The sequence below is a fragment of the Brumicola blandensis genome (assembly GCF_031846165.1).
GTDB classification, from domain to species: domain Bacteria; phylum Pseudomonadota; class Gammaproteobacteria; order Enterobacterales; family Alteromonadaceae; genus Glaciecola; species Glaciecola blandensis.
Genome location: NZ_JAVRIE010000003.1, coordinates 98,056 through 109,513, shown reverse-complemented (window position 1 = coordinate 109,513; position 11,458 = coordinate 98,056). Strand labels below are relative to the sequence as shown.

The following is an 11,458-nucleotide window of genomic DNA, read 5'->3' as shown; positions in this document are numbered from 1 at the left end:
ATCTGGTATAAACGTATGAAAATACCGATGCTTTTGACAGACATCAATTGTCGATAAAGCGTGGTTGCTTTTTAGCCTTAGCGGCCGATAATAGAGTAATGTCTGATTTAAACCCAGTAACTAACCAAACCAATGCACTTGCTCGTGGTAGCGAGAATACGGCTGTAGGCGCAAGAGACTCTGGGAATCAGTCTAGTTTAGCTGTAAATAACGCTATTCGCGTGGTGGTTACCCAAGTAACAACTAACACCGTAACCTTGAGCAACCAACAGAACAAGCAAAGTTTGCAGTTGTCTACCAAGTCACTGTCACAAACTCTCGATACTGCAAACATTAAACAAGGGCAGGTTTTTGACCTAGTTAAACTGCCGAACAAAGCCAACACTTACGCTTTGGTTGCAAGCGCCATAAACAATGCATCATCCACGACGACAAGCGCAATAAGTTTACAACAAGCCTTGAATGGTAAATTACCCAAGAGTGTATTGTCGAACACTGTTAGCGTAAACGACAATCAGCTCAACAATGTGATTGCAAAGTCAGCCAGCGCCGGCAACTTGGGCATAAACGGGAACTCAGTCATTGCCATTGCGGGCAGAGTCATCAATATTGCTGCTAATCAAGTCAGTATTAGTTTCCAAATCCCGGGCTCAAACTTGCCACCACAGCAAGCAAGATTGACCTTAAGTCCGCAGCAAATCGCCGAATTAAAAACAAATAACCAAGTGCAGGTGAATGTTGACGTCAGTGCCAAAAAACCAAAATTACTCTCTATCAATGTATTGTCTGCAAACGCACTTGGACAAGGGCTTGGGAAAACCCTAACATTGGACGCTCAGCTCACACGCCTCAATGCAAATAAATTACCCACCAACTTGTTGAATGCTGCGCTATTGAATTCTCTGTTAATTAAGCAAGGGGCTAATAGCAATGTCGCGAGCAGCAGTTCTGCCTCTAGCGTTACGAGCGCAGTTTCCCCCAAGCAAGTGATATTACCCCTAAATTCCAGTACCTTGTCGCAACTGCCAAAGTCTTTGCAAAATGCTTTTGCTCAAGTAAATGAGCAAGCGTTAGCTAATGCCAGTAAAACAACCAGTGGCCTTGCAAGTGACAATAATGTACTTGCAAACAAAGTCCTGTTCTTAGGCTTGGAACCCGGTTTGAGCAAAGGCTCACTGAGTGTATCGGTTATTGGGAATTTACGCCCTTCGGTGATTGAATTAAATCCAGCACAAGCCAAAACCCTACTTAGTCAAACTCAGCCGAGTGGATTAGAAGATAGTGCCGCTAATAAAAGCTCAGAAAGCAACAGCACTCAGCCGTCAAAACTGGTATCGGATCAACAAATTCAGCGCCAAATTAATGTGAATCAGTTAGGTTTTATTTCAAGCAAAGCGGATTTAGTAGGGAAACAAAGTCCACAAGTGGGCGCAGCTTTGAGTAAAGAAGCTGCTCAACAATTGAATACAGCGAATTCAGAGAAATCAACAAGCGCACAAATTGACAATAAGTTTGACACGAAAACGACCGGTGCTGCGCCAGTCGCTAACTTTCAGTCAGATAAACTATTACAAGCGCTACAAAAGCAAGTCGCAGATACACTCAGTGCCATTTCAAGTATTCAGTCAAATGCGGGTGAGTCGAGCAAGACATCCTCTCTACTGACACAACTAGCCAGTCAATTACGGGAACTTACCGTCGGTAGTGCGGCTGCAAACAAAGCAATTACCAGTAACTTGCAAAGCATCACGCAAGAATTAGGAAAGCAGAGTTTGCTGTTATCTGGATCGCAAACACAGGCATTGAACAACATAAATAATGCGATTAACGCCCTTCTTAACGAAAGCTTAGAAGAAGCCGGCATTGGTTCAGAACTTCGCCAGCTGTTAAAAACGGTACAAGAACAAATCCCGAAAGTAGACTCTATTGGCACCAGTATTGATGCTAGAACGATTCAAAGTTTACTCACAACGCCACTTAATCCGCCCCCTATAAACGCAATTACAGCGACAGCGCAAGGCGGTTTTCTATCCGGGTTAGTGACACTACTGCAAGTCAGTTTAGCTTCAAAACTGCAACGGCAATCCAATAAACAAGCGAGTAAGGCACAAGATCTTGTACCTGATTTGGTAAAAAGTTTGGTGCCTGACATCAGCAAGGTACAAAGTGCAAAACTCATGCAAGACTTTCGTCAGTTCGACTCAAAGCACGCATTGTCAGGAGAAATTGCCAAGATTTTATCAAGCCATCAACATCATAAATTGAAAAGCGCAGACTCTTCATTACAAGGCCAAGACCAGCTTTACTATGCGCTGCCCAATTTACTTAATCCCAAAGCAGATGATATCGAATTGCTCATAAAGCGTGAAAGCAGAGAAAACAAAAATGCAAAATCCGAACAATCAGCCTCATCTTGGTATCTCACCATGAAGTTAGATGTGGGAGAGCTTGGACAAATGCTAGCAAAAACTCAGTTACAAGAGAGTGAAATCAAACTGCAACTCTTCACATCTACCGAAGCACTGAAAATCAAAGCACTTGATACATTGCCTTATCTGCAAAGGCGCTTGAAAAGTCTGGGGATCGAATTGATCGAGAAAAGCTGTCAGATTGGAAAAGTACCGAAAAAGCTTCAGCCAGAGCACTATCACCTATTTGAGGCAAAGGTATGAGTGATCAACGAAAAGCCGTCGGACTCAAATACGCGCCAAACGAGGATAATTCACCGACGGTTATTGCAAAAGGTTTTGGCGAGCTCGCCGAAGAGATCATCGCTTTAGCGAAGGAAAATAATGTGCTAATACACGAAGATCCGTATCTTAGCGATTTGCTCGCGCGTATGGATCTAGGACAGGAAATACCCGAAAGCTTATATCATGTCATAGCCGAACTCATTGCATTCTCATATGTATTACAAGGTAAGTTTCCTGACTCTTGGGTTCCCAAAATATAAAATCGCCCACAAAGTTTAATCGATAACACAAAATTTACACCTCAAAAGCAATACCTTTCATATCACTTCAAGTGTCCGTTTTTTTTACATCTTTAAAAAAAAAAAGTTAAACGAAGACAGAACAAAGGTTCAGACCATTGTTTTTACTAGCTTTTAAATCAATTGGCACAATTGGCATTATTCCTGCTTAACCAGTTCGTAGACTACTCAACTCATTTGCTGTAGTCATATGCAAAGTTTCGGCTCATAAAAAATGAAGAAGCTAACTGCAACAATTGAAACTGATAAAAAGGATAAATCATGAACCTCAAAAAACTTTTACTAGCAGCTAGCTTGTTGTCAGCTACAGCACTAGTAAACGCAACTCCAGTGTTAACTGGTGCCCTTCAAAATGGATTAGACAATCTAACCCTAGATGGCCAGTTAGACATTAACGTTAATGACGAAAATCAACAGTACAACCCTGATGAAATGTGGCAAATCGATTCTGTAAGTCAAGCTAACACTGTACTTGCTTTTGAGTTAGCTGGGTTTGCAAGTACTACAACTTTCGGCATTTACGACCTGAATAGCAGTTCAACTCTTGAACTTTTTACAGGTCCTGCATCGACTGGTTTCTCTACGACGTTGAGACAAGTAGGTAACACTTTCTTAGCAACTATGTTTGACTCAAACGGTTTCTTTTTGAGCCAAACTACGGCTGACTTTGGTGGTGACCAAAACTTCGGTTTTTACCTGACTACCCAGCAGAACAACACCTTCTACTCGCAATCAGCATTGAATGGCGATTATAACAATGACGGGATCGATGACGATCATTTAGTTTCGTTCCAAGGTAACGATGTTGATAGACTAGACCCAGACAATGACGGCCTATATGGTTTATTTTCAAGCAATAACTTTATATTGGCATGGGAAGACCTTAGATTTGACGGTGCTGATCGTGATTACACCGACATGGTAGTAATGGTAGAATCATTCGTACCAGTGCCAGAACCTACACCTCTAGCGATTTTAGCTGTTGGATTAGCAGGTCTAGCATTTACGCGTCGCAAAACAAAATAATTTGCAACCTAATTGCATGTATTGAAAAGCCGAGGTTTATAACCTCGGCTTTTTATATTGCGAATACAAAAGGGTAGCTTAACGAATAGCATTCACAAACGCCGCCAGTGTAGTTTATTTATCTAGTTTAAATCTCCAAATGAACTCTTACTTTTGGTCTACTTTTAACAATAACATTTTTCCATTCCCCACATATAAAGTTCTCAAAAACGCTCGACTAAGGCGTAATTGCAGTTCAATCAATGATAAAAGAACACAGTTTCAAACAAACATTCAGTTTATTGAAAGATGAGTATGCCGCTAGCAACGATCTTGCCTTTACGATAACAGCAAGGATCTTTCGAGGGGGTGGTTTTGTGAAAGACTACCTCTACTTACAAGGCTTTCATAAGATGCTAAACGCTTACGAAAACGAGCCCAACTTCAATCTGTTATTTTGTGGTAAAACGTCGATATCTTACCTTCCACAAATACGCCGTTTAATTGATAAAGGCTACTTTGTTCCGCCGCGATTTGTTGCGCCTATATTTAACAAGCCAGAAAAATTGAATGAAACCAAAAAGTATATTGCGCACGCAATAAAATAAGGCTTAATCTGCGAATAAAAAAATGGCTGAACAAAGTCAGCCATCGAAGGGGGTTGCGGGATTGCTCCATGCAACGCTAATGTGTTGAGCACCTAAAAAGATGCTCTATTTGGAGAGGTGTAAATATTCGCTTTTTTATTCGACTTCTGCAGCAGGTTCAGCGGCCACGTCGTCTTCTTTCTTGGTTTTTGGCAATAGAAGCTCTGCGCGAATGCGACCTTCAATTTCATTTGCCATATCAACATGCTCTTTAAGGTACTTAACAACGTTTGCTTTACCTTGACCAATTCGCTCGCCGTTGTAGCTATACCAAGCGCCCGCTTTCTCGACATATTTAAGCTTCACGCCCAAATCAATCAATTCAGCTTCCTTAGAAATACCTGCGCCGTACATGATTTGGAATTCAGCTTGTTTGAACGGAGGCGCGACTTTGTTTTTCACCACTTTTACGCGCGTTTCGTTGCCCACGACTTCGTCACCATCTTTAATAGCGCCAATACGACGGATATCAAGACGAACAGATGAGTAGAATTTTAAGGCGTTACCACCTGTAGTGGTTTCAGGGTTACCAAACATTACGCCAATCTTCATACGAATTTGGTTGATGAAAATACATAGCGTATTTGAACGCTTGATATTCGCCGTTAGCTTACGCAGGGCTTGAGACATTAGTCGAGCTTGCAAACCAACATGTGAGTCACCCATGTCACCTTCAATTTCGGCTTTTGGCGTGAGAGCGGCAACCGAGTCAACAATCACCACGTCAACCGCGTTTGAACGTACAAGCATGTCGCAAATTTCAAGTGCTTGCTCACCAGTATCCGGTTGAGAGACTAAAAGCTCGTCAATGTTTACACCTAGCTTTTCAGCATACACAGGATCCAAAGCGTGCTCGGCATCGACGAAGGCACACGTTTTGCCTTTCTTTTGTGCTTCCGCAATAACTTGTAAAGTCAGTGTTGTTTTACCTGATGATTCTGGTCCGTAAATTTCAACCACACGACCACAAGGTAAACCGCCTATGCCTAAGGCAATATCGATACTTAGTGAACCTGTAGAAATGGCTTCGATATCCATCGCTTGGTTGTCACCAAGACGCATGATTGCGCCTTTACCAAACTGCTTCTCAATTTGACCAAGAGCAGCATCTAATGCGCGGCTTTTATTCTCATTCACGTTTTTGTCCTCTTTACCGGTTCTTCTCGCTGGGCTTGTTTTTTCTGCCTTCGGGGCCGATTTTTTTAACATGACATGCACTCCTGTATGCTTTTCGTTTTGTTGCAACAATGCTTTTTGCTTGCTGCGCTATTACGCTTTTGGGTAAGCTTTTGTGTAAGCTCTTAGTTAATGTCTTGCCAAATCCTCACCGCTTATCGTTTCATTCACAACACAGCCTGTTTTTGGCCGCTTTTTCATGATTTTCAACGATAAAGTGGTAGAGACAAATCAACACACCTAATCATTTATATCGCAAGTATACTGTATAACCATACAGTTGCAATACTGTATTTAAAAATATTTTTATGTTTATGAAAACAATAGATTTTTTGTTTTTGGGCTTATGATTCTTAAACGAAGTTAAGTTCATAGGCCCGGCACAATCAACAAAAGTACTGTATAGAATGCTCAGTTACCGCAACGAAGAGTATTATAATATCTTGTTAATTACGCTGAAAGTGAACTGTCGATCAGTTCTTGTAAAGAAAGGCTAATGGCTTGCTCTCTGACTTCTTGACGGTCGCCATTAAAACAGCGAGAAAAGCTCGCCGTATGGTGTTGTGTTGCTATGGCAAACCAAACTAAACCCACCGGCTTCTGCTTACTACCGCCGCCAGGACCTGCGATTCCGCTAATCGCAACGCAATAATCTGCCTTACTCTTCTGTAAGCCGCCTTGGGCCATTTCACAGACAACCTCTGAACTCACTGCACCGAATTCATTTAAGGTACTTAAGCTAACACCCACTTCTTCATGTTTCGCTTGATTCGAATAAGTCACCCACGATTTCTCAAACCATTGTGAGGAACCAGCCACTTCAGTAATAGCGAAAGCAACGCCACCGCCGGTACAGGATTCTACTGTCGCTACCTTTTCATTTTGGTGAAAAAGTTGCTCGCCAAGCTTAACTGCCAAGTGTTGAATATTTTTTGTTTTGAAGTTTTGCAAAGTACTGTTTATATCCGCTCGGTTTTCATTACAATAGCGCCCTATACTAAAGACATGAACTTGTCGCGACAATAAAAAATTCAATCAGGCTGTGTTGACTCTACATGCAAACAAATAAAAATAAGAAAAGCGCTAGCAGCGCGCCAGCAAACACACCAATGATGACTCAGTATTTAAAAATTAAAGCTGACCATCCTGATATCTTGCTGTTTTATCGCATGGGCGACTTTTATGAGTTGTTTTTTGATGATGCCAAAAAAGCAGCCAACCTTCTTAATATCTCTTTAACTGCTCGAGGAAAATCGGGTGGCGAGCCAATTCCTATGGCGGGTGTTCCCTACCACGCCGCAGAAAACTACCTAGCTAAGCTGGTTAAAATGGGAGAGTCTGTCGCGGTATGCGAGCAAATTGGCGACCCTGCTACTAGTAAAGGTCCAGTGGAACGCGCTGTGCAGCGCATTGTGACACCCGGCACAGTTACTGATGAAGCGTTATTAGAAGAAAACAAAGACTCAATATTGCTATCTGTTTGCAAAGAAAAAGACACATACGGGCTCGCATATATTGACGTTACGAGTGGACGTTTTCAGATCATTGATGCCGCTACCGACGAAGCCTTTCAAGCAGAAATGCAACGCATTCAACCGGCTGAAATTTTGTATCCTGAGCAATGCTCTTTTTTCCATCTAATAGAAAACTTCAAGGGATTACGCCGTCGACCTCAATGGGAATTTGATGCTGAAACAGCAAACGTAAAGTTAAACAGTCAATTCGGTACTAGCACACTAGATGGCTTTGGCATAAATACGCAGTCGGTTGCTATTGGCGCTGCCGGTTGTGTATTGCAATATGTGCAAGATACGCAGCGCACAGCTCTACCTCACATTCGTAAGATCAGTGAGAATCGCGCAGAAGAAGCGGTACTAATGGATGCTGCTACCCAGCAAAATTTAGAGCTCACTCGCACCTTGTCAGGAAAAGTAGAGAACACGCTATTTGCAGTGCTCAACCATACCTGCACAGCCATGGGTAGTCGATTGTTGCAGCGTTGGTTGCATCGTCCCATCACCAATAAGCACGAGCTGGTTTTTCGTCAAAATACGATTGCTGATATACAAGCCCACGATTACTCTGTGTTACAAGATTTACTCAAACAAATTGGTGATATAGAGCGAATACTCGCAAGAATGTCGTTGCGTAGCGCTCGCCCAAGAGACTTTTCGCGATTGAAAGAAGCGCTGAATGTGTTTCCAGAATTACAGCAATGGCTAGGTCACGCCGTATTAGCCGGTAGTGTAAGCGAAAATGGCACACCTTGTTTTACGACCTTTTCAGAGCAAATCAGTCATTACCCAGAAGCAGCTGAGCTACTCAACCGCGCTATTACTGATAATCCCCCTGTTGTGCTGCGTGATGGCGGCGTCATAGCGGAAGGTTATTCAGAAGAACTAGACGAGTTACGTGCTCTATCTAAAGGAGCAACTGACTTTTTAGAGCAACTCGAGTTGCGAGAACGCGAACGCACTGGTATTCCCACCTTAAAAGTCAATTACAATAAAGTACACGGTTTCTTTATTGAAGTTAGCCGCGCTAATAGTGATAAAATTCCTGCTGAGTATGTGCGCAGACAAACACTTAAAAATAACGAGCGCTATATTATTCCAGAGCTGAAGGCGCACGAAGACAAAGTGCTCACCAGTCAAAGTAAAGCCTTAGCCTTAGAGAAGAAACTCTACGATTCGCTTTTCGATACTTTAGCGCCGTCACTTGCAGATATGATGCAAAGCGCAGTAGCAATCGCCACACTCGATGTCTTAACGAACTTTGCAGAACGAGCCGACGCGCTTAATTTAAGCAAGCCAAGTTTGGTCGAAGACAATAAAATCTCCTACTCGGAAGGTCGCCACTTGGTTGTCGAAGAAGTCATGACTTCTCCATTCATTGCCAATCCGCTCTTCATGAACGACAGCACGCGTATGCTCATGATCACCGGACCAAACATGGGTGGTAAATCAACTTATATGCGTCAAACCGCTTTGATTGTGCTGCTTGCTTATATTGGCTGCTACGTGCCAGCACAAGACGCCGAAATTGGCCCTATCGATCGCATATTCACGCGAATTGGAGCTGCTGACGACTTAGCTTCCGGGCGTTCTACGTTTATGGTCGAAATGACAGAAACGGCGAATATTCTAAACAATGCGACAAAGAATAGCTTGGTGCTGATGGACGAAATTGGTCGCGGCACCAGTACTTATGATGGCTTAAGTTTAGCGTGGGCCTGTGCTCAATGGTTGTCTGAACGTTTGCAGGCATTCACTTTATTTGCCACGCATTATTTTGAATTAACTGCGCTATCTGAGCAAATTGGGACGATCAGCAATGTCCACTTAAGTGCGGTTGAACATAATGATGAGATTCGATTTATGCATCAGGTTCAGCAAGGCGCTGCGAACAAAAGTTATGGCCTTCAAGTAGCAAAGCTTGCAGGTGTGCCGAAAGCGGTTATTAAAGCGGCTAAGCACAAGTTAAGTGAGCTTGAGCAAATTGATGCGCTTACTGCAAACGTGTCCAATTTAGAAGAAGCATCACTGCAAAGTACATCGCAAACGCTTAACAGTGCAACAAGCGACCCTTCAAGCAAGCAAATCAACGCAGATGATATCCCTCAACTACCACAACTCAGTATGAGTTTTGACGAACAGGAACATTGGCTAGAGCATAAATTGCTGACTATCGACATTGATGATCTGAGCCCGCGAGAAGCCTTAGCCTTGATGTACCAATGGCGCAAAGAGTGTATTAGCAAGGATTAGCCGCAAAAAAAGATTGGCTTGGTGTAAGTAACCCTATTTCATCCCAACAAATGAAACACAATTTTCATTTACTCCGGCCCCTCTTTTTTAGTATACTATCCGCCCATCGAAGCACAGGTTCAATGTGCTAGTAAACCAAATTAATAGCCTTTCAAAACACAACACTATGTGGTGCTTTTTTCAGGTTTAGCTCAACCCAAGTATCTTAGGTTTTACATGACAAACTATATTTTCGTCACCGGTGGTGTTGTTTCATCATTAGGTAAAGGTATTGCAGCAGCATCCTTAGCCGCCATCCTTGAAGCTCGCGGCCTTAAGGTCACCATGCTTAAACTCGACCCTTACATTAACGTTGACCCTGGCACAATGAGTCCAATTCAACATGGTGAAGTTTTCGTGACTGATGATGGCGCAGAAACCGATCTCGACTTGGGTCACTACGAACGCTTTATTCGCACCCGCATGAGCAAGCGCAATAACTTCACCACTGGTCGCGTGTATGAAGAAGTGCTTAAACGTGAGCGTCGCGGCGATTACCTTGGAGCAACAATCCAGGTTATTCCGCATATCACGAATGAAATTAAGCGACGCGTAATAGCGGGCGCTGAAGGTAACGATGTTGCTATCGTTGAAGTCGGCGGCACAGTCGGCGATATTGAATCACAACCATTTATCGAAGCGATTCGTCAATTAGGCACAGAAGTGGGTCGCGAGCATGCGATGTTCATGCACCTAACCTTAGTGCCTTTCCTCGCTGCTTCTGGCGAAACTAAAACCAAACCAACTCAGCACTCGGTGAAAGAGTTGCGCTCAGTGGGTATTCAACCTGATATTTTGGTTTGTCGTTCTGAAGTACCACTACCGAATAATGAACGAGCTAAAATTGCCTTGTTCACCAATGTGAATGAAAAAGCGGTAATTTCTTTGCGCGATGCTGACAGTATCTACAAAATTCCAGCCGCTCTGAAAGCACAAGGTATGGACGAACTAGTCGTCAAACGCTTTGGCTATGACTGTCCTGAAGCTGACCTAAAAGAGTGGGAGCAAGTACTTTACGCTGAATCCAATCCTACTGGTGAAGTCAATATCGGCATGGTTGGAAAATATGTCGAACTGCCCGACGCATACAAATCAGTTAACGAAGCGCTTAAACATGCTGGTTTGAAAAACCGACTCACAGTGAATATCAAATATATCGATTCTCAAGATGTTGAGAGTAAAGGCATTCATATTCTGCAAGACCTGGATGCTATTTTGGTGCCTGGTGGTTTTGGTGAACGCGGTATTGAAGGCAAAATTGCTGCTGCAAAATATGCGCGTGAAAATGACGTTCCTTATTTGGGTATTTGCCTAGGCATGCAAGTCGCCTACATCGAGTTCGCTCGAAATGTCGCTGGTATGGAAGGTGCCCACAGCACTGAGTTTGATCCTGAAACTCCTTTCCCAGTTGTTGGCTTGATCACCGAATGGCTGGAAGCTGACGGTAGCAAAGAGATCCGAGATCTTTCTACTGATTTAGGTGGTACTATGCGTTTGGGTAGCCAACTATGTCACCTCCAAGAAGGCAGCAAAGTAGCTACGATGTATGGCAGCACTGAAATACATGAGCGCCATCGTCACCGTTATGAAGTGAACAACAACCTACGTGATCAAATAGAACAGGCCGGACTGAAGGTCAGTGGTTTATCTACCGATAAAGCATTGGTTGAAGTAATAGAGCTAGAAGATCATCCTTGGTTTGTAGCGGGTCAATTTCACCCAGAGTTTAATTCTACGCCGCGCGACGGCCACCCTTTATTTGAGGGCTTTGTTGCAGCTGCAGGAACATACTCTAGAGAAAAGTAGTCATCGTAATACAGTGACTGCGACAC

At 43.2% G+C, this 11,458-nt stretch carries 8 protein-coding genes; 6 read left to right on the top strand and 2 right to left on the bottom strand.

Annotated elements, in window-relative coordinates:
• Positions 1-98: 98 nt before the first annotated feature.
• The 4 genes from RM544_RS08965 (at position 99) to RM544_RS08950 (ending at position 4,605) form a co-directional block, all read left to right on the top strand.
• Complete coding sequence (locus RM544_RS08965; protein WP_311361449.1) at positions 99-2,672, top strand: flagellar hook-length control protein FliK; 2,574 nt, start codon at positions 99-101, stop codon at positions 2,670-2,672.
• Entirely contained in the window at positions 2,669-2,953 is a 285-nt protein-coding gene (locus RM544_RS08960) for an EscU/YscU/HrcU family type III secretion system export apparatus switch protein (RefSeq protein WP_311361448.1), read from the top strand. The genes RM544_RS08965 and RM544_RS08960 overlap by 4 nt, the downstream gene beginning before the upstream one ends.
• Before the next feature lie 300 nt (positions 2,954-3,253).
• A complete protein-coding gene (locus tag RM544_RS08955) occupies positions 3,254-4,018 on the top strand; it encodes a PEP-CTERM sorting domain-containing protein (RefSeq protein WP_311361447.1) in 765 nt (254 codons plus the stop codon).
• Between the two features lie 227 nt (positions 4,019-4,245).
• Positions 4,246-4,605, top strand: coding sequence for a tyrosine/phenylalanine carboxypeptidase domain-containing protein (locus tag RM544_RS08950; RefSeq protein WP_311361741.1), 360 nt, complete (start codon positions 4,246-4,248; stop codon positions 4,603-4,605).
• A 135-nt stretch (positions 4,606-4,740) separates the two neighbouring features.
• Here the strand turns inward: RM544_RS08950 and recA are convergent, their stop codons facing one another.
• Together recA and RM544_RS08940 are read right to left on the bottom strand one after the other, a co-directional pair.
• On the bottom strand, positions 4,741-5,781 hold the full coding sequence (recA, locus tag RM544_RS08945) for a recombinase RecA (protein WP_311361740.1): 1,041 nt from the start codon (positions 5,779-5,781) through the stop codon (positions 4,741-4,743).
• Between the two features lie 489 nt (positions 5,782-6,270).
• Positions 6,271-6,738 (bottom strand): CinA family protein, encoded by a 468-nt coding sequence (locus tag RM544_RS08940; protein ID WP_349254656.1) that lies wholly within the window; start codon positions 6,736-6,738, stop codon positions 6,271-6,273.
• 137 nt (positions 6,739-6,875) lie between these two features.
• On the opposite strand from RM544_RS08940, the gene mutS reads away from it, so the two are divergent.
• Positions 6,876-9,587: a DNA mismatch repair protein MutS gene (gene mutS, locus RM544_RS08935; RefSeq protein WP_311361446.1), complete on the top strand. Its 2,712-nt coding sequence runs from the start codon at positions 6,876-6,878 to the stop codon at positions 9,585-9,587.
• Between the two features lie 216 nt (positions 9,588-9,803).
• Complete coding sequence (pyrG, locus tag RM544_RS08930; RefSeq protein ID WP_311361445.1) at positions 9,804-11,432, top strand: CTP synthase; 1,629 nt, start codon at positions 9,804-9,806, stop codon at positions 11,430-11,432.
• Positions 11,433-11,458: the final 26 nt, after the last annotated feature.

Excerpts from the sequence above, each read along its gene's own strand:
- RM544_RS08960 (WP_311361448.1), top strand. The coding sequence starts at position 2,669 with ATGAGTGATCAACGAAAAGCCGTCGGACTCAAATACGCGCCAAACGAG.
- RM544_RS08965 (WP_311361449.1), top strand. The coding sequence starts at position 99 with ATGTCTGATTTAAACCCAGTAACTAACCAAACCAATGCACTTGCTCGT.
- pyrG (WP_311361445.1), top strand. The coding sequence starts at position 9,804 with ATGACAAACTATATTTTCGTCACCGGTGGTGTTGTTTCATCATTAGGT.
- mutS (WP_311361446.1), top strand. The coding sequence starts at position 6,876 with ATGCAAACAAATAAAAATAAGAAAAGCGCTAGCAGCGCGCCAGCAAAC.
- RM544_RS08955 (WP_311361447.1), top strand. The coding sequence starts at position 3,254 with ATGAACCTCAAAAAACTTTTACTAGCAGCTAGCTTGTTGTCAGCTACA.